The organism is Pleomorphomonas oryzae DSM 16300, assembly GCF_000422965.1.
Classification (GTDB): domain Bacteria; phylum Pseudomonadota; class Alphaproteobacteria; order Rhizobiales; family Pleomorphomonadaceae; genus Pleomorphomonas; species Pleomorphomonas oryzae.
On the sequence record NZ_AUHB01000009.1, the window covers coordinates 128587 to 148037 of the forward strand.

The window sequence follows — 19451 nt, forward strand, 5'->3', positions numbered from 1 at the left end:
GCTAACCGGCTCGGACAGAAAGGGCGGCCGCCGCGCCGCCCTTCCCTCCCCCGATTACTGCAGCGGGCCGATCACCTCGACATGGCCAGCGTCGGTGCGGGCCTGCCGTTCCGGCCGATACATGTCCAAGAGCGTCGCGGCCGGCAAGTTGAAGCTGCCGGGCGCAACGGCGCGGGCCATGTAGGCGAACTGGAACTCGTTGGTGTCCTTCAGATCGAAGGCCACGGTAAAGCGGTCGGTCTGATATTCGGTATGCGCGGCATTATCGAGCGGCGCCAGCCAATCGAGCGCCGCCACGTCACCGGCCCGGACCAGCGACGGATTGTCGATGGCAAAGCCAGCCGGCAGCGGATCGTTCAGCACGAGGCGCGCCCAGCCGGACTGCGTCGAGGTAACGGAAAGGACCACCACCATGCGGTCGCCCAGCTTGACCGCCGCCGGGTCGATCTCCTTGCCGTCGAGATCGTAGTAGGCGCGCGTCAACGCATAACCGTTGCCGCCGGCTGGTTCCGGCGTCGTGGGAACGCCGGTGATGGTCATCCGGGCGTCGACCTGTGACTTGCCGACATTCTTCACGACAAGTCCCTTTGCCACATCGCCAGCCTCGTACTTCGCCGTGAAGACGCCCTCATGCGACGTGCCATCCACATCGAGCTCAGGCTTCATGCCGTCCTTCAGCATGGCGTGGGCGGCCAGCAGCAGCCAGGCCTGCTCCTGTGTCGAGGTATAGCTGCTCGCCTTGTAGAGCTTGCCCACCTCTCGGCTCAGGCCTTCGTAATCGAAGGCGGACAGCTTCGATTCCGAGGCAAGCGCCAGGATGGCGGCACCATCGCGAAGATCGGAGCCGTAATCGGCCCGCCAGACGCGCGCCTTGTCCTTCTCCTCATCCAGAAGATCGAGCGACGAACGGAACACGCCGGACGCCTTCTGGCTATCGCCATAAAGGGCCAGCGCCGCTCCGAGCTGGGCGCGGGCGAGCGGCGTGGCGAAGGAGTCCAGCTTGGTCTCGGCGTAGAAGCGCAGATCGCCGATCGACGCGCGGCCGTTGCGGGCCAGCACATAGAGGCCGTAGGCCACGTCCTCGCCACCGTCGGTGAAGTCGGAGGCATAGGCGACGCGGTTCTTGAGGTTGGTCACCGCCATGTCATAGGCCACCGGCGGTATCGTGTAGCCCTTCTCCTTGGCGCGGGTCAGGAAGTCGGTGACGTAGGCATTGAGCCAGAGATCTTCCGATCCCGGACCCCAGAGGCCGAAGGAACCATCCGAACCCTGGTTGACCAGGAGGGCGTCGATCGCCTTCTGCACACGCTCGCGCACCGGCGCCTCACCGGCAAGGCCAGCCGCCAGGATGACATCATCCAGATAAACGAGCGGCAGTGCCCGACTGGTGAGCTGCTCCGAACATCCATAGGGGTATTTGTCGAGCGCGTGGACGAGACCCGGCAGGTCGATGCCGGCCACCGTGCCAACGGTCAGCGTCGCCACCCCGGTTGCCGGCTTGAGATCGGCAAACACGTCGGACGTCAGCTTCAACTCGCCGCTTGCCGGCTTCAGCGAGAAGTCGCTGACGCGCGTGACCGCGGGTTCGTTGTCGCGTACGCCGAGCGTCAGCGTCTTGGTGAGCACAGAACCATCGGGCGATTTCAGCGCGGCGGTGATCGTTTCATCGCCGACAGCCTTGCCGGTGATCGGGATCAGCACGCGCGCCTTGCCCTTGTCGGCGAGGGAAACAGTCGTCTTCGAGAGCTTATCGTCGACGCCGACAAGATCGCCGGCCGCCGTCACCTCCAGAGAGAAGTCGCCCGTGGCACCCTCTATGTGCGTGAAGTCGAGCGCGAGACGCGAACGATCGCCGGGCGCCAGGAAGTTCGGCAGCGATGCCTGGATCACCACCGGGTCGCGCACCAACACGTCACGCGAAGCGTGGCCAATACCTGTCTTCGACCAGGCGACCGCCATGATCTTCACCGTGCCGTTGAAGTCCGGCATCTTGAAGGAGGCGTGGGCCAAGCCGTCAGGGCCGACCTTGGTCACCCCCTGGAAGAAAGCGACCAGCCGTTCGGTGGGTGGCGGTCCCATCAGCTTGGAAATGCCGCCGCCATCGCCGCCGGTCCGAACCTCGCCGAGCGCGCCGAGCGTGGTGTCGATCAGCTGGCCATAGATGTCCCGGAACTCGATACCGAGCTGGCGCTGGGCAAAATACCAGTCCTCCGGCGCCGGCGCCTTGAATTCCGTCAGGTTGAGAATGCCGACGTCGACGGCGGCGATGGTGACATAGGCGTCCTCGCCGGCCTTTCCGCCGTCGACCTTGACGGCGACATTGAGGTCGGTCTGCGGCCGCATATCCATCGGCGCGTCGACGGCGACCTTTAGCTGCCGCTCGCCGGGATCGACGCCGGCCCAGGCGACGCCGAGGGCGCGCGAAGGCATCCGCTTCTCGGCAAGGTCGAGCGGCCGGATCAGCGACGCCGTCACATAGGCGCCGGGGCCCCACTCGGCGGTGACGGGCAGCTCGATGGTCGAGCCACCGGCCGGCACCTCCACGGTCTTCATGGTGATCAGGCGATCATCGACCACGGACACCACGGCGACGCCGGCATAGCGCGGCTCGATGTGGGCCTTGACCGTGTCGCCGATGCTGTAGCGCGGCTTGTCCAAGGTGATCTTCAGAAGATCGGGAGTTTCCTCGGATTTGACGGGCACATACCAACCGGCTTCGAAGGTCGTGGAGACCGGAATGACCTTGCCGTCGCCACTGGTGACGGTGAGCTGATATTCGCCCCACTCGACACGTGCCTCGATGCGCGCCGGCTTCTCGGGATCGACGTCGAGCGTGCCGTTGGCGACGCGGGTGGTCGACTTGATGGCGTGATAGTCCCAGGAACCGTCGCTCTGGTACCACTGATAGTTCGTCTGGACGCGCGACAGGGTCCAGCTGAGATCCTTGGCGCCGACCTTGGCATAGTCGGCATCGAGCACGGCCACGTCAAAGGCGGCGCTGCCGCCCTCTTCCACCGTATCCTCGAACAGCGGCTTGACGCCGATCCGCTCATGACCGGTGGAGACCGGCAACGTCATGCGGCGTTCGACCGGGCGGCCATTGGTATCAAGCACACGGACGTGCACGGCCGCCTGCAGCGGCCGGGTCGTGTCGGCCACCTCGGGCGTCACCAGCGTCACGGTGGCGTCGCCCTTCTCGTCGGTGCCGTCAGACTGGACGTCCTGGACAGCCGAGGTGAAATCGTCGTCGATCAGGCCGAAGCGATAGCCGGGCGCCGAGGGGATATCGGCCGCCGGCGTCACGTAGACCTCGCCCTCGATGGCAAGGCCCGCCGCCGGGGCGCCGTAGAGCCAATCGGCATGCAGGTTCGCCTCGACCGTGTCCCCTGCGTGCAGCAGCTTGGTGTCGGTCTTCACCGCGAAGTCGATGCGTTCGGGCTGGAAGTCCTCCACCTTGAAGGTGACTTCCTGCAGCGAACCAGCCTTCGGATCGGTATAGGCGGCGGCGCGCCAGGTGCCGCGCTGCGCCTCGCCGGGCAGATCGAAGGAGAGATCGCGACCGCCAGCACCTTCGTCGGCGGCGAGACGGCGGATGAACTCGTTGCCGTCGGGACGGCTGACCACCAGCGTCAGCGGCACGTCCGGCACGGCCGTCGCGGTGGGATCACGGGCGAGCACTGTGAGGTTCACCGTTTCGCCGGGCCGATAGACGCCACGCTCCGTAGTCATGAACACGTCGACCGGCTTGGGCGGTTCGCGCCCTTCGACGCCTCGATCGCTCAGATCGAAGGCGGCCTTCTGCAGGTTCAGGAAGGCAAAATCGCCATCCTTGGTCGCCAGGAGAAGCTGCGGCGCCGAGCCGCCGGTTCCCTTGACGAGGCCAGCGTCGAAGTGGGCATAGCCCTGATCGTCCGTCTTGGCCGATCCCAGCACTTCGTTGTCGGCGGCGATCAGCTTCAACTCGACGCCGGCAACCGCCTTGGCGTCGCTCAACGCATGGATCACCACGTTGAGACCGTCGTTGCCGGTCATGGTAGCGAGGCCGAGGTCGGAGACGACGAACCACTGCGTGGCATCGGCCGACCACTCGTCCTTCTTGTTGACGTCGCGGACCACCAGCGCGTAGACGCCGGGCTCCAGCGCCTTCACCAGTTCGCTGACCGGAACGGCGGTGGTCACCTCATGGTTGGTGTCGCGCTTGATGGCAATCTTACCCGACCAGACCTCGCGGCCCTCGCGATCAGCGACGGCATCGGCGCTCCACTTGTCGAGCTGGCTGAGGAAACGGTCCTCGCCGACGGCGTTGACGAGGTTGCGGTCGCCGATCTTCAGGACGCGGGCGTCGAGCGTATCGACGTTGACCGACACCACGGGAATGGTGGAATTGGGCGTCTTCGGCAACACATAGGCCTTGCCGACGAAGCGCACCGACGGATCACGATCGCGAACATAGATGTCGAGCTCGACGGTCTTGTTCAGCGTCTCCTCGCCGTCCTTGGCAGGCAGGCCCTTGCGAACGGTGACGTGATAGCGATTTCCATATTCGACGCCGGTGGCGCAGATCTGGTTGTCTTCCGCCTCGATCTCCAGCTTGTCGCCACCATCGACGGCAACATAGCCGGTGATCGACGGGTCGTTGCGAGCGATCGGATCGGAGAAGGTGACGCAGATGCGCGGCGTCGACGACTGCGTATCCACCGAATTGTCAGTGATGCGGAAGCCATGCTGGGCGATCCAGTCATTGAAGGCCGAACGCCAATCGGGGTCATCCTGCAAAGCGAGGCGGCGGCGCAGCGCCTTGATGCCGAGGTTCCAGTCCTCGCGCGTCACGAAGGAGTTGGCGAGCGAGTTGAGGGCGGCCACCTGCTGGTCCACGTCGGTCGAGCGGAGATAGGCATTGACGGCAGCAGCGGTCGATTCCTGAACGTAGGTATCGTGGTGCTCGTTGTCGTCGGGAACCAGGATCGCCTCATCGGAATAGCGCCACCAGAGGTCGTTGCGCTCCGGATCGAGGCGGATCGCCTTGCGCAGATTCTCGGCCGCCTTGAGGTGGTCGCCGGCGTCGATCGCCTTGTCGCTGTCGGCGAGCAGCTTGTCGAGTTTGCCCTCCGCCGGCTCATCGGCAATGGCGCCTTCGAGCTTGTGGGCCTCGTCGATGAAGCTCTGGCCAATAAAGGCGAGTTCATCGCGGCGGGTTGCCGCGATGGAGGGATCTTTTGCTTCGGACGTGACAATCCGTCCGGCAACCGCCCCGGCAAAGGTGCGAAGATCGCCGACCGTGGCCTTCTTGAAGCACCACTTGGCCTTGGTGTTGTACGTGAAGGCGACACAACGATTGTCGCCGACGCAGGCTGCTTCGCAGTCGCTGAGCTCGACGCCCTTCAGCGTGTCGATGTCCTCGCCGAAATAGTCGGCGCCCTCGGTAATTACCGCCCGCCGCTCGGCCGCCTCGCTCGGTACGGCAAGGGCGAACCCCACCGACGAAAGACATACGAGCGCGAAAAGTCGCGCAAAACGCCGAACGGACACCATGGATATCCCCCTCGGAAACCGGCAGTCGGCCGGACAATGACATGAATCAAAGGCAACTGAATGAAAACACCTACCCAGCAATAGCCGCAGGAGCGGCGGCGGGCAACTCGGCCAAAGGCGATATTGCTGCCGGGGAAAGATCAGGGACGAGCGTTGGCCGGGTCGGCAGCGTCGACGACCCGGATATTGACGCGCGGCGCGCCCTGCCACCAGTCGAGATCGACATGGCCGGCGATATGGATCGCGGCGCCCCGGTGCGCTGTCAGAAAGTCGCCGAGCGGCTGCCCCGCCGCGCGGAAAGCCATGGCCTTGACCTTGGTGCCGGCCGAGGATGCCAGCGTCAGGCGAAGGTGATTGCGGCCGGCGACATCGAGGTAGAGCAGCCGATGGGCGGGAAAGACGAACAGCGGCTCCGGCTGGGCCGAGCCGAAGGGACCGACCCTGCCGATCGCTTCGATGAGGTCGGGCGTCGCACCGTCGGCGGTCAGCGCCGCATCGATTTCCAGCGCTTCGGCGGCGCGGGCCACCGCCACGCCGTCGGCGACAGCGGCCGATACGAAGGCCCGGAAAGCGTCGACACCTTCGGCCGGCAGCGAAATGCCGGCCGCCATGGCATGTCCGCCCCCCTTGGTAACCAGACCGCGTTCAACGGCGTGACGCACCACGGCGCCAAGATCGACACCGGCGATCGATCGGCCGGAGCCTACGGCTCCGCCCTCGCCATCCAGGGCGATGGCAAAGGTCGGGCAGCGATAACGATCCTTGAGACGGGAAGCGACAAGGCCGACGATGCCGGGATGCCAGTCGGCCGATGCCTCGACGATCACCGGCGGCGCCACACCTCCGAGCCGGGTGGCCACCATGATCTCGGCAGCATCCAGCGCTTCCGCCTCCAGCGTCTGCCGCTCGCGATTGAGCCGATCGAGCTCGACGGCAATACGGCCGGCCGCCACGTGATCGTCGGAGGTGAGCAGACGCGCGCCGAGGCCGCTATCGCCGATACGGCCACCGGCGTTGATGCGCGGCCCTAGCATGAACGCGAGATTGTAGGGCGTCGGCGGCCCGGCCAGCTTGACCACGTCGGCAAGCGCCGCGAGACCGCGGTTGCCGCGCGAACGCAGAACGGAAAGCCCCTTCACGACAAAGGCGCGGTTGATGCCGATGAGTGGCACCACGTCGCAGATGGTGCCAAGCGCCACCAGGTCGAGCAGCGCCAGGAGATCGGGTGGCGGCGTACCTTGCCGCTCGAACCAGCCGCGCCGCCTGAGTTCGCGATTGACGGCGACCAGTGTGACGAAGGTGACGCCGACGGCGGCGAGATGGCCGTGGCCGGAAAGATCGTCCTGCCGATTGGGGTTGACCAGCGCCAGCGCCGGCGGCAGATCGACGCCGGCCTGATGATGATCAAGGGTGACCACGTCAAGTCCGCGCCGCCGCGCCTCGTCGAAGGCTTCGAAGCTGGACGTGCCGCAGTCGAGCGTCACCAGCAGCGTGGCGCCACTATCGGCCAACTCGCCAACGGCGCGCGGGTTGGGGCCGTAACCATCGACGATACGATCGGGAATATAGACGGCAGGGTCGAGCCCCTGGCCGCGCAGATAGCGAACAAAGACGGCGACCGAGGTGGCGCCATCGACGTCGTAATCGCCGAAGACGGCAACCTTTTCGCTGTGCACGATGGCATCGGCGATACGGCTGGCGGCGGCGTCCATGTCGGTGAAGAGCGACGGATCGGGCAGCAACGTGCGGATCTGCGGATTGAGATAGGCTTCGGCAGCTTCCGCCGGCACATCACGGGCGGCGAGCAAGCGCGACACCACGTCCGGCAGGCCGACTTCCTGGGCGATCTGGCGGGCAAGCGCGCCGCCGCGCATATCGAGCCGATCACGCCAGGGACGGTTCGTGGCGGAGCGCGTCACGCCGAGGACAGCGCGGCGCTCGGCCGGAAGGATCGGCGGAACGGATTCGGCAGGAGAGGTCATGGCCTCTCAATAGAGCAAGCGGCGCGGCCACGCAAAGCCTTGGGGTATTGCATGGCCGCGGACAGTTCAGGCAGCGCGATGCTCGGCGGAGATCATCGCCGTGAGCTGACCGATCAGCGGGTGATCGGGCCAGATCAACCCAAGCAGGCCGGTGGCGAAACTGGCCGGAGCCGTGCCCGGCGCGGTTACCAGTCCGCTATCGATCACGGCGCGCGGCGAATCCACATAGAGCGCGCCGTCATAGTCGGTAACGTGCTCGCGCAGATAGTCGGCGGCGTTGCTGGTGTGGCGCCGCTCTCGCAGAACGCCGGCTCGTCCGGCAGCCAAGGTGCCGCCGCAGATGGCGCCAACGGGCCGCCCCGCCACCAGTGCCGAGCGCATGAGAGGTCCGACGTCCGGTGCATTGGGCGCCTCCCATCCGGACGATCCGATCACCGCCAGTGCGTCGAATTGATCCGTCGTCAGCGTCTCCAGCGCCGCTTCGGGCGTAACATTCAGCCCGCCCATCGACCGAACGACCTGCCCACCGGGGGTGTAGTGGTCGACACGAGCGCCGAGCCAAGCCCGGGCAGCCGCAGCGAACAATCCATGTTCCCAGTCGGCGAATTCGTCGAGCAGCACAACGGCGATGCGCTTGTCTGTCATGATCGGTCCTTTCACGCTATGGGCGGAAATAACTCTCGCACCTGTCGCGACAGATTTCCGTCAGCAGAAGGCTAAGCCACCGTTTGCCGCATCCGAGGCAAACGGTGGCTGCCCACAAGAGGGTATCAAGTCGTTCAATAGGAAGTCACCCGTTGAGATGAAGTGGACGATCGTATGCGCCGGTCTGATCGAAACCCAGGGATCAGCGGCATCTGCCGACCGGCTCGCTCCGGCAGGTCGTCATGGCAACAAGACGATTCAGACAACGGACTCCGCTTCAGGAGGTTTAATTTACCGATTTATACCTAGTTAAATTTTACATCTACGCTCATATTCGCGCAGTTAGTTACGACACCTAATATAATACTACGTAATATCCTCTTGTAATTATTATTATTTAAGTTTTTCGTGCGACATACCGAGTTCTGTGCGAAATAGGAACCGAGCATGAATAGAACTACGCTAGCGGGGTATGCGCTTATTCTGGTTGGCGGCATCGCTATATCCATGTTCCTGCTTCAGAAAGAGCGAAGCGATCTGGCTGTCGCCAAAACGTCCTATCGCACTGCGGTTCAAGCCAATGCCGAACCCTTCCAGGAGCGAATTGGCGAACATATCGGCGAAATCTACCGCAATCTGAGGACCATCAGCTTTCTGCCCAGTGTCCGGCATTTGACCCCAAGCGGCGCGGCAGTCAGCGACGATGCCCTGGCGTCGATCCAGCAGATCTACAACAACCTTGCCAGTAGCATCGCCGTTTCGGAGGTCTATCTCATCCCAGGACCGTTCAATCCGGACAGCATCGACCCGGCGACAGGCAAAAAACAGGTTCCGGCCCTGATGCTGGACGAACTTATCGCCGACGGTAGCCAGAAGGCCGAGGCTCAGACGACGACCTCCACCGCTGTTGCCGGCGTGCCGGAGGAAGAGGACGAAGAATACGCCCTGATCGTCAAGCAGATCCAGACGTTCGAAACGCTTCATCCGGATCTGGCAGCCATTTCCGATATGGCGGTGCCATTGCAGGCCGGTCCCGAGGTCATCACCTGCGACAATTCGCAAATGACCTCGGCGAGCGACGACAAGGGGCGGTCGGGACTGGTGTTTTCCGTACCAATCTATGGCAAGGACATGAAAGCCAAGGGCGCCGTGTCGACGGTGATCCTCTCCAATGTCATCCGGGCGATGCTGCCTGATGCTCATTTCGCCCTGGTCAATCCAAGCTATGGCTATGTCGCCCTGTCGAAGACACCTGGACAGGCCGAAGCGTCGCTCGCCTTTGTCAAGAAAGGTGTCGCCGATCCGTCGCTGATCGCCTCCTTCGCCCTGCCGGTGTCCACCGCCGACATTGAGCATCCTTGGGTTTTGTGGGTCGGTATTCCCGACGCCGAATTCGATGCCAGCACTGAAGTCGGCAACATCAAGAGCAAGCTGTGGTTCGGCCTCACCGCGAACGTCGTCGGCATGTTGGTGGTTGGCATCATCTGGACGCTGATCCGCCGCAATCGGGCTCGTGCCGAGGCAAGCGAACACGATCTTCGGCGTCGACTTGAGGAGCAGGCCAACGAGCTTTCCGAAATCGAACGCCATCGCAGCGAGGAGAGACTCAGCGAAGCGACCCAGAAGCGGGCTATCCTGCGCAAGATGGCCGCAGAGGTAGAACTGTCGACCGGTTCCGGCCTCGACCGCATCATCGGCGGGACGGAAACGCTGCACGCGCGCACCGCGGGCATGACACAAGTGATCGGCGACGTCCGAGTTGCCTCGCAACAGATCGCCAGTGCGGCACAGCGCTCGCGGACCCTCAACGAGAATGCGGCCAGCCTGTCGGATCAGGTTATCATCGCCATCAACGGCATATCCGACGACGTGCACCGGAGCGCCGATGTCGGCCGATCGGCACTGTCGTCGATGAAGGCCGCCCGGTCGGCGGTTGACGATTTATCGCGGGCTGCTGCTGACATCGACCAGATCGCCGCGACAATCGCAACGATTGCCAAGCAGACCAATCTTCTTGCCCTCAATGCCACCATCGAGTCGGCACGCGCCGGTGAACTTGGACGAGGTTTTGCTGTCGTCGCTGGCGAGGTGAAAATTTTGGCGTCGCAGACGGAAAAATCCACCCTCGAGGTTACGACCAAGATCACGGAAATCCAGGACACCAGTCGCCGCGTTGCCGAGGCACTACGCGACGCCGGCGAGACGGTGGAGACGCTGGGCGACACAACCAACAGCATGCGGGAGCGCGTTGACCAACAACGGGCGACCGTTGCCGATTTCTCGGCAACGCTACGCGAAGCACAAATGGCTGTCGCCGACGTCGGAAACCGGATCGGTGCCATCAACACCGCCGTCGAAAGCACCTATGCGCTATCGGCGGATGTTGCCAAGGTAACCGAGACGATCGAGCACTCGTCCCATTCACTACGAAACGACGTGCCCAAGATCATCAACGACGCCATGGAAAAGGCCGATCCGCTCGCCACAACGGCCGCCTAATACCGGCCAGCGCTTGAATGCTGATTGAGGACATACAAAAAGGCCTGGATTGCTCCAGGCCTTTTCTCATATTCGCGAGGCCCTTCGGCCAAGCACGATGTTCATCCAAAATGTCTGAGACATTCCGGCATCATGCTTTTTCGATCAGGCGCCCTTGACGACGCTGCGGCCGGCGTACTTGGCCTGGCTGCCCAGCTCTTCCTCGATGCGGATAAGCTGGTTGTACTTGGCGATTCTGTCCGAACGGGCCAGCGAGCCGGTCTTGATCTGACCGCAGTTGGTGGCAACCGCGAGGTCGGCGATCGTCGAGTCTTCCGTTTCGCCAGAGCGGTGGCTCATGACGGCGGTGTAACCGGCCTTGTGGGCGGTCTCGACGGCGTCGAGGGTCTCGGACAGCGAGCCGATCTGGTTGACCTTGACCAGGATCGAGTTGGCCGTACCGGCCTTGATGCCCTGGACGAGGCGCTTGGTGTTGGTGACGAACAGGTCGTCGCCAACCAGCTGAACCTTGCTGCCGATCTTGTCGGTCAGCTTCTTCCAGCCGGCCCAGTCGTCTTCCGACATGCCGTCTTCGATGGTGATGATCGGGTAGTCGGCGGCCAGCTTGGCGAGATACTCGACCTGCTCGTCGATCGAGCGGACCTTGCCTTCGCCTTCGTAGTGGTACTTGCCGTCCTTGAAGAACTCGGTCGAGGCGCAGTCGAGGCCGAGGTAGACGTCCTTGCCAGCCTTGAAGCCGGCCTTCTCGATCGAGGCGACGATGAAGTCCAGAGCCTCAACAGCCGAGCCGAGGTTCGGAGCGAAGCCGCCCTCGTCACCGACGTTGGTGTTGTGGCCGGCCTTCTTGAGGCCCGACTTCAGGGTGTGGAACACCTCGGTGCCGATACGAACGGCATCGGCGATGGAGTCGGCGCCGACCGGCAGGATCATGAATTCCTGGAAGTCGATCGGGTTGTCGGCATGAACGCCGCCGTTGACGATGTTCATCATCGGAACCGGCAGGATGTGGGCGTTCGGGCCACCGACGTAGCGGTAGAGCGGCAGGCCGGCGGCCTCAGCGGCGGCCTTGGCAACGGCGAGCGACACGCCGAGGATGGCGTTGGCGCCGAGGCGAGCCTTGTTCGGGGTGCCGTCGAGCTCGATCATGGCCTTGTCGACGGCCAGGAGATCTTCGGCATCCATGCCGGCGATCGCCTTGTAGATCTCGTCGTTGACGGCGGCGACGGCCTTGGTCACGCCCTTGCCGAGATAACGGGAGCCGCCATCACGCAGCTCGACCGCCTCGTGGGCACCGGTGGAGGCGCCCGACGGAACGGCGGCGCGGCCGAAGGAGCCGTCTTCCAGAACGACGTCGACTTCGACGGTGGGGTTGCCGCGGCTGTCGAAAATCTGGCGACCGACGATATCGATGATGGCTGTCATTGTGCGATGCACTCCCAGTTGGATTGGGGTCGAATTCCTTAGAGAACCCGAGCGTTCTATAGACCGTCAGTGTGACGCTGCAAAGATGCGAACTGGCACGGATGTCAAGATTGTAATTGGTTTAGGTGAACCGTTTATCGGCGGTTCGAATCGACTTGTCCGAGCATGGGCAGAAGACGCTTTTCGCAGCGCGAAGAAAAGAGGAAACTGCCGGAAATTCGGGAGAAGAGCCCCACGAAACGGCGGAACTGACGTCAGTCGTCCGTCGAACGAACAGAGGCTCGGGGGTCGCGCTAAGACTTTGGTCTCGACCATGCGTGCCAAATATCGTTTCACTGAGCTATTCAGCGGTCTTTCGCCGGTTTTCAGCCGAACTTACAATAGGTTGAAGGCGATGTTTCTTGACCTCGAAGTGCCGCTCGCCATGCTGGGACTCTCGTGGCAGTGCCGGGAGATCATCGTCACCGGAAATTGGAGCCCTTCATGGCCAACCATCGTGTCGTCGTCGTCGGAGCCGGGTTTGCGGGACTGCAACTGGCGCTCGATCTCAAAGGTGCGCCGGTCGACATCACGCTGATCGATCGACGGAATCATCACTTGTTCCAGCCCCTCCTTTATCAGGTGGCGACGACGCTGTTGGCCACCTCGGAAATCGCCTGGCCGATCCGTCGGCTGTTTCGCGACCGGCCGGAGGTGAAGACGATGCTCGGTCACGTTACGGGCGTCGATCGCGCGGCCAAGACCGTGCTGCTGCGGGACGGCAGCGCCATTCCCTATGACACGCTGGTGTTGGCCACCGGTGCCCGCCATGCCTATTTCGGCCACGACGAGTGGGAGGCCTTTGCGCCCGGCCTCAAGACGCTGGAGGACGCGACCACCATCCGTCGCCGCGTGCTCTTGGCCTTCGAGCGGGCCGAACTGGAGACCGATCCCGAGAAGCGGCAAGCGCTGCTCACCTTCGCCATCATCGGTGGCGGGCCGACCGGCGTGGAACTGGCCGGCATCATCGCCGAACTCGCTCACAGGACGCTGGTCGATGAGTTCCGATCGATTGACACGCGCAGCGCCCGTATCCTGCTGATCGAGGCGGGGCCGCGCATCCTGCCGGTGTTCACGCCGGACATGTCGGACTACGGCGCAAAGGCCCTCGGCGAGCTCGGCGTCACCGTACGCACCGGCGTGCCGGTGACCGACATTTCGGCCGAAGGCGTTCGCATCGGCGAGGAATTCGTGCCGGCAAAGACGGTGCTCTGGGCGGCCGGGGTGCAGGCATCACGCGCCGCCGAATGGCTGGGTGCGCCGGCCGACCGTGCCGGCCGGGCCATCGTCGAGCCCGACCTTAGCGTACCCGGCGCGCCGGACATCTTCGTCATCGGTGACACGGCTTCGGTGACGACGCAGGAAGGAAAGCCGGTTCCCGGCGTCGCACCGGCTGCCAAACAGCAGGGCGCGCATGTTGCCAAAGTCATTCGCAGTCGCCTGAGCGGCAGACCATCACCGGGACCGTTCGTCTATCGCCACCAGGGCAATCTCGCCACCATCGGCCGCAGCCGCGCCGTGGTCGACTTTGGCTGGATCAAGCTCAAGGGCGCCATCGCCTGGTGGATGTGGGGCATTGCCCACATCTACTTCCTGATCGGCACCCGCAGCCGCTTTGCCGTGGCCTGGAGCTGGCTGTGGATCTTCATGTCCGGCCAGCACTCGGCCCGCCTGATCACCCAGAAGGAAACGCTGAAGGACGAAAACGGCCGCTGAGCCGCCGGTCGTCGTCTCCACCAAAAGAGAAAGGCGCCCCTCTCGGAGCGCCTTTGCTTCATTCAGTCCCTGCGAGGCTTACTCGCCGGCGATCGCCCACTCCACGGGCTCGCGCCCATCGCGCGTCTTCTTGACGCGCTCGGCAACGAGGAAGGCCAGCTCCAGCGCCTGATCGGCGTTGAGGCGCGGATCGCAGTGGCTGTGGTAGCGATCCGACAGTTGCTCACCGGAAATGGCGACGGCGCCACCGGTGCACTCGGTGACATCGCGGCCGGTCATCTCGACGTGGATGCCGCCGGGATGGGTACCTTCAGCGGCGTGCACGTCGAAGAAGGCGCCGACCTCCTTCAGGATACGGTCGAACGGCCGCGTCTTGTAGGAGTTGAGCGTGATGGTGTTGCCGTGCATCGGGTCGCAGGACCAGACCACCGACCGCCCCTCGCGCTGCACCGCGCGGACGAGCGCCGGCAGGTAGTCGCCCACCTTGTCGGCACCGTAGCGGGTGATCAGCGTCAGCCGGCCCGGCTCGTTGTCCGGGTTCAGCGTATCGATCAGGCGGATCAGCTCATCCGGCACCAGCGACGGGCCGCACTTGAGGCCGATCGGGTTCTTGATGCCCCGGCAGTATTCGATATGCGCATGGCCCGGCTGGCGGGTGCGGTCGCCAACCCAGATCATGTGGCCAGACGTGGCGTACCAGTCGCCCGTGGTCGAATCGACGCGGGTCAGCGCCTGCTCGTAGCCGAGCAGCAGCGCCTCATGGCTGGTGTAGAAATCGGTCGTCCGCATCTCCGAGACGCTTTCGGGATGAATGCCGCAGGCCCGCATGAAGGCGAGGCTCTCGGTGATGCGATCGGCATATTCCTGATAGCGCGACGATTGCGTGCCCTTGACGAAGCCGAGCGTCCACTTGTGGACGTTGTCGAGGTTGGCGTAACCGCCGCTGGCGAAGGCGCGCAGCAGGTTCAGCGTCGCCGCCGACTGGCGATAAGCCATCTCCTGGCGCTGCGGATCGGGAATACGCGATTCCGATGTGAAATCCATGCCGTTGATGATGTCGCCCCGGTAGGACGGCAGCTCGACACCATCGATGGTCTCGGTCGACTTGGAGCGCGGCTTGGCGAACTGGCCGGCGATACGGCCGACCTTCACCACCGGCTGGGCGGCGCCATAGGTCAGCACCACCGCCATCTGCAGGAAGACGCGGAAGAAGTCGCGGATATTGTCGGCGCCATGCTCGGCGAAGCTCTCGGCACAATCGCCGCCTTGCAGTAGAAAGGCTTCACCGGCGGCCACCTTGGCGAGCGACTTCTTGAGCTTGCGCGCCTCACCGGCAAAAACCAGCGGCGGATAGCTCGCGAGACGTGCCTCGACGGCGGCGAGCGCCGCCATGTCGGGATAGTCGGGCACCTGCTCGATGGGCAGGGCACGCCAGGAGTCGGGCTTCCAGGTGGTGGGCATGACGCGGCTCTTCTTCTTCGATGCGTCGCCCCGCGGAAACCGCCGCGGAGCAGTCCGTATTTGGCGCCTTGTACATGAGGCGCCGGTGAGACACCACCACCAATGCGCGACGCGCAACGGGACGGTGCGGAAGGCGGCGGTTCCGTTTCACCAGGTCCGGCACCAGGGCCGGAGGCGGGCGGCCACGGAGCCGCAAATGCAAAAACCCCGCCTTTCGGCGGGGCTCGTTCTCGCGCTGGGCCTGTCAGTCAGACAGCTGCGGAACCGGCCACGCCGAAGCGGCATGCCACGCATAAAAGCCCATAAAGCCGTAAAAAGCCGGAACCGCGGCCCGCGAAAGCGGGGCGATCAAGGATGTCCGAATGTGCTGAGCGCGCAACATGGATATCGTCCGACGGGGCGCTTCCGCAGAAACTGCCGAAGCAAGGTTGGCGGACAAAAACCATCGCCCGCCGATCACGTCAAGTAAAATCACGCAGAGCCCTACCAAGGGAGCGTCAAATCAGCGCCAGTTCTCTCAGCGCTCGCCGCATGCCCTCGGGAATATCGCCATCAATCTCGGACTGGCGGATGTCCGCCGGTGCTTCCTTGGCGGGGAGATAACGCCAGCCCTGGAAGGCGCGGCAGGGCTTGTATTCGGTGCGGTGGAGCTCCGGATCGAGCACGATGCCGCAGCGTTCGATGCCGTCGCTTCCCCGGATGGGGCGCAGTTCGAGAATGGACTGCCGCACCTGCACGATGCCCTTGATCACCCAATAGAGCGAACCGCCGTCGAGGACTTCGTCGACCCGCTTGGGGAACATCCGGGTGACATGGATACGCTCATATGACTGGCCACGGGCAGCATGAACAAGCACCTCCTCGCGATACCATTGGTCGAGTTCCTCGACTGTCTCGACACCGACGCAGAGCTTGATGATGTGAAGCGGCATTGCTGATTTCCAAAGACCCGGATCCGTTCCGCCTATCATGGTGCGCCGTCCCAAGCGATACAAGTCATCGCGAGCGAGGCAAACCCAGGCGACCGACAGATGTTCGACAGGTTGGCTGAAGCAAGCTGCCGATGGGCGAATCTGTCACCTCCCTTGGTTTCGCCCGTTTGGAGGTATCGTATGAACGTCTCTTCCGTGAGCTACCGGCCGACGCCGGCTCTCGTCACGCCTCGGTCGAACGAGGCAGCCGAGGCACCCGGCCCCGACCGCGATGGTGATGCGGACGATATCGGGGCGGCGGCCGCCCCGGCAAAAGCATCTGTTGCTGCCGGTGTCGGCCAGAGTCTCGACATGCTTGCGTAACGGGTCGCTGTCCACGTCCCGGATTGATGCGCGCCCAGCTTTTGCGGGCGCGCATTTTTTGTGCGCGCTCCACGACTATTGGAGTAACTGAAAAAAGCGTGGTGCAGCCCGATTTCGCGAGTGCGTTAACCCGGCCTTTGCGTATTCGACAAGCCATTGATGTTTTTCTATTTTTCCCGCTTAACGCCGTTCGCGGGGCGCGTCATACTTGCAAGTGGCAGTCTACAGAGGACTAACTGCCAGCTGTGCTAGGAGGCCAACAATGAACATTGGCAGCGCCACCCAGAGCAACCCGATCTCCACCGCCCTGCGCCCCGCCGCCAGCGTGGAGACCAAGCCGTCCGAACGCGAGCCCGACGGCGACCGCGACGACAAGGCGATGAATCTCCAACCCGCCGCGGCAAAACCGCTACCGGCCGCCGTCGGCAAAGGCCTCGGCCTGCTGGTGGACGTCAGCGTGTAGGGCTTTCTGGCGCCGGACCGAAAGGTCCCGGTCGCACGAGGTCGACAAAGGCGGCCGCAGCCCGGCCGAAATAGCGCTCGCGATGTCTGAGCGCGTGAAAACTGCGGCCGGGCAGCGGCGTTTCCACTTGCACCAGCGAGCCGGCGACCAGCGCGGGGCCAGCGACCATGCGCGATAGAACGGTCATGCCCGCCCCCGCCTCAACGGCGGTGCGAACCGTCTCGTTCGAGGGTAATTCCAGCGCCACATCGACATCGGCGGCCGACAGATCGTAGTGGGCGAGCACCTGCTCGAGCGCAACGCGCGTACCCGATCCCTTTTCCCGCAGAACCCAGCGTGCGGCCTTGAGCCGTTCCGCCATACTGCCGCCGGCACCGAGCCACGGATCGGCAGGCGCCGTCACCAGCATCAGCTCGTCATCGAACAGGCGGTCGATGGCAAGGCTCGGCTCGTCTACCGGGCCCTCGACGAAACCGACGAGTGCCGCGCCGTCGCGCAGCCGATCGGCGACGAACTCCGTATTGCCGAGTTCCAGGGTTACGTGGATGCCTGGGTAACTGGCTTTAAAGGCCTGGACGACACGCGGGATCCAATAGGTACCGATGGTCTGGCTGGCAGCGATCGCCAATTCGCCACGGCGGAAATCGGCGAGGTCCGACAGCACCGCCTCGCCGTCAGTAGCCCGAATGAGAATCGCCCTCGCCTCTTCCAGAAAGGTACGGCCGGCATCGGTCAGCGCAATGCGGCGGCCGATGCGATCGAACAGCTTGATTGCATAGCGGCCTTCGAGAGCAGTGATCGCCGAGCTGACCGCCGACTGCGTCAGATGCAGGTCGTGGGCGGCCTGGGTGACGTGTTCGCGATCGGCGACGGCGATGAAAATGCGAAGCTGTTCGAGGGTCATGACTGCAGGAGCCCGAGGGATCAGGTCAGCCTTATCAACATCAGGCTCAGGCTGGCAATGAAAAGGCTGGCCAGCGCACCGGTGAGCGCTGGTTTCAGACCTTTTGCCTTGAGTTTGGCAATGCTGGTCTCCAGCCCCATAGCGGCGAGCGCCATGGTCAGAAGGAAGGTGCTGACCACGCTGGTGTCCGCCTTGAACGCGCTGGGAATGCTGACGATGCTGTTGACGGCGACGAGCGCGATGAAGCCGAGCACAAACCAGGGCAGCGGCGCCTTCGGCCGCTCCGAGCTCGTTTCGCCGAGCGACGGCAGGAAAGCGGCCATGGCGAAGACCATCGGCGCCAGCGTCATGACGCGGGTCAGCTTGGCGACGGTGCCAAAGTCGCCAGCTTCGCGACCAACCGCGAACGTCGCCGCCACCACCTGAGCGATTTCATGGATCGACGAGCCCGCCCAGAGACCGTAGTCGCGCGGCGCCAGATCGAGGACGCCCTGCAACAGCGGATAGGCGAACATGGCGATGGAGCCGAACACGGTGACGCAGGCGACCGCGTAGGCAACGTCCTCGTCGTGAGCATCGACCACCGAATTGGCGGCGGCAACCGCCGAGGCGCCGCAAATCGACGTTCCCGCTGCAATGAGGCGGGTGAGGCGCGGATCTGCCCCGATGAGCCGGCCGATGGCCAGCGTGAACAGGAAGGTGGCTCCGACAGCGGCGAGGATGATGGCAACGCCGCGCACGCCGGTCTCAGCCACCTGCCCAAAGGTCAGCTGCACGCCGAGCAAAATGATCGCCAGCCGCAGCAGCCGGCGCATCGAAAAGCCGATGCCGGCCGTGAGCGCCCCATGCGTTCCGACGGTGTTGCGGATCAGGATACCCAAGGCGATGGCGATGATCATCGGGCTGAAATCGTGCACGCCGGGCAGCGTGCGGAAACCGTAGGCGAGACCGGCGATCGCGGCGCAGGCACCGATACCTGGCAGCGCACGGGCAGCAGCGCCTCGCAAATTGAGAATGAGAATTGGTTTCGACGTCTCGAGAGATTGTTGGAACATTTTGCTCTGACATAGGCATCCAATGTGATGGATTTCCTATGGCTCAAGCGTTCAGTGCAAACCAACGCATTGTCTTGCACGAACCGTTCGCTTCGATCGAACGGTTTCGAAAACGGTCGTTCCGTGTTGATACTCTTTCATACAGATTGCGACCGCTTCCGTTGAATCCTCGGACTTCGCCGGACCTATGCTGGCTCCGTCAGACGAATGGGGGATTTCAATCATGAAGGGTTTTCTCGCAGGCATCGCAGTCACGATCCTGATGCTGGCTGCGTTTCCATCACTCGGCCACTGGGCGATGGCGATGCCATATAGGGCATTCGCAACGTTTGGCCCGGCAACAAGCGCCGTCCCCGCAGGTTGGCAAGGCATCGGTCGTGGCGGGCGAACAGCCTATGGCTGCCCCCGCGCCATGGCCGCCAGCTATGGCGAGTGACG

General features: G+C 63.8%; 13 protein-coding genes. 5 read left to right on the top strand and 8 right to left on the bottom strand.

What is annotated here, in order from left to right:
• Window positions 1-54: 54 nt before the first annotated feature.
• From G522_RS0115685 to G522_RS0115695, 3 genes are all read right to left on the bottom strand, one after another.
• Window positions 55-5532, bottom strand: a complete 5478-nt coding sequence (locus G522_RS0115685; RefSeq protein ID WP_026791860.1) for an alpha-2-macroglobulin family protein — start codon at window positions 5530-5532, stop codon at window positions 55-57.
• Window positions 5533-5672: 140 nt separating this feature from the next.
• A complete protein-coding gene (gene recJ / locus G522_RS0115690; RefSeq protein WP_036839596.1) occupies window positions 5673-7514 on the bottom strand; it encodes a single-stranded-DNA-specific exonuclease RecJ in 1842 nt (613 codons plus the stop codon).
• 66 nt (window positions 7515-7580) lie between these two features.
• Window positions 7581-8159: a DJ-1/PfpI family protein gene (locus tag G522_RS0115695; RefSeq protein ID WP_026791862.1), complete on the bottom strand. Its 579-nt coding sequence runs from the start codon at window positions 8157-8159 to the stop codon at window positions 7581-7583.
• Between the two features lie 447 nt (window positions 8160-8606).
• Here G522_RS0115695 and G522_RS0115700 point away from each other — a divergent pair, with 447 nt between their 5' ends.
• On the top strand, window positions 8607-10658 hold the full coding sequence (locus G522_RS0115700) for a methyl-accepting chemotaxis protein (protein ID WP_084633215.1): 2052 nt from the start codon (window positions 8607-8609) through the stop codon (window positions 10656-10658).
• 144 nt (window positions 10659-10802) lie between these two features.
• Here G522_RS0115700 and eno read toward each other — a convergent pair whose 3' ends face one another.
• Entirely contained in the window at window positions 10803-12080 is a 1278-nt protein-coding gene (eno, locus tag G522_RS0115705; protein WP_026791864.1) for a phosphopyruvate hydratase, read from the bottom strand.
• A 483-nt stretch (window positions 12081-12563) separates the two neighbouring features.
• Here eno and G522_RS0115710 point away from each other — a divergent pair, with 483 nt between their 5' ends.
• Window positions 12564-13835 carry an NAD(P)/FAD-dependent oxidoreductase gene (locus G522_RS0115710; RefSeq protein ID WP_026791865.1) on the top strand — a complete coding sequence of 424 codons (1272 nt, stop codon included), beginning with the start codon at window positions 12564-12566 and terminating at the stop codon, window positions 13833-13835.
• A 78-nt stretch (window positions 13836-13913) separates the two neighbouring features.
• On the opposite strand, the gene G522_RS0115715 is transcribed toward G522_RS0115710, so the two are convergent.
• A complete protein-coding gene (locus tag G522_RS0115715) occupies window positions 13914-15296 on the bottom strand; it encodes a class II 3-deoxy-7-phosphoheptulonate synthase (protein ID WP_026791866.1) in 1383 nt (460 codons plus the stop codon).
• Between the two features lie 497 nt (window positions 15297-15793).
• Complete coding sequence (locus G522_RS0115720; protein ID WP_026791867.1) at window positions 15794-16228, bottom strand: DUF1489 family protein; 435 nt, start codon at window positions 16226-16228, stop codon at window positions 15794-15796.
• 180 nt (window positions 16229-16408) lie between these two features.
• Between G522_RS0115720 and G522_RS0115725 the strand changes: the two genes are divergently transcribed.
• Complete coding sequence (locus tag G522_RS0115725) at window positions 16409-16591, top strand: hypothetical protein (RefSeq protein WP_026791868.1); 183 nt, start codon at window positions 16409-16411, stop codon at window positions 16589-16591.
• A 262-nt stretch (window positions 16592-16853) separates the two neighbouring features.
• Window positions 16854-17054, top strand: a complete 201-nt coding sequence (locus G522_RS0115730; protein ID WP_026791869.1) for a hypothetical protein — start codon at window positions 16854-16856, stop codon at window positions 17052-17054.
• On the opposite strand, the gene G522_RS0115735 is transcribed toward G522_RS0115730, so the two are convergent.
• Window positions 17044-17958: a LysR family transcriptional regulator gene (locus tag G522_RS0115735; RefSeq protein WP_026791870.1), complete on the bottom strand. Its 915-nt coding sequence runs from the start codon at window positions 17956-17958 to the stop codon at window positions 17044-17046. The two genes, G522_RS0115730 and G522_RS0115735, sit on opposite strands and share 11 nt — an antisense overlap.
• A gap of 20 nt (window positions 17959-17978) precedes the next feature.
• Window positions 17979-19013 carry a YeiH family protein gene (locus G522_RS0115740; RefSeq protein WP_036839599.1) on the bottom strand — a complete coding sequence of 345 codons (1035 nt, stop codon included), beginning with the start codon at window positions 19011-19013 and terminating at the stop codon, window positions 17979-17981.
• A 223-nt stretch (window positions 19014-19236) separates the two neighbouring features.
• Here G522_RS0115740 and G522_RS27140 point away from each other — a divergent pair, with 223 nt between their 5' ends.
• Window positions 19237-19449 carry a hypothetical protein gene (locus G522_RS27140; protein WP_156886952.1) on the top strand — a complete coding sequence of 71 codons (213 nt, stop codon included), beginning with the start codon at window positions 19237-19239 and terminating at the stop codon, window positions 19447-19449.
• Window positions 19450-19451: the final 2 nt, after the last annotated feature.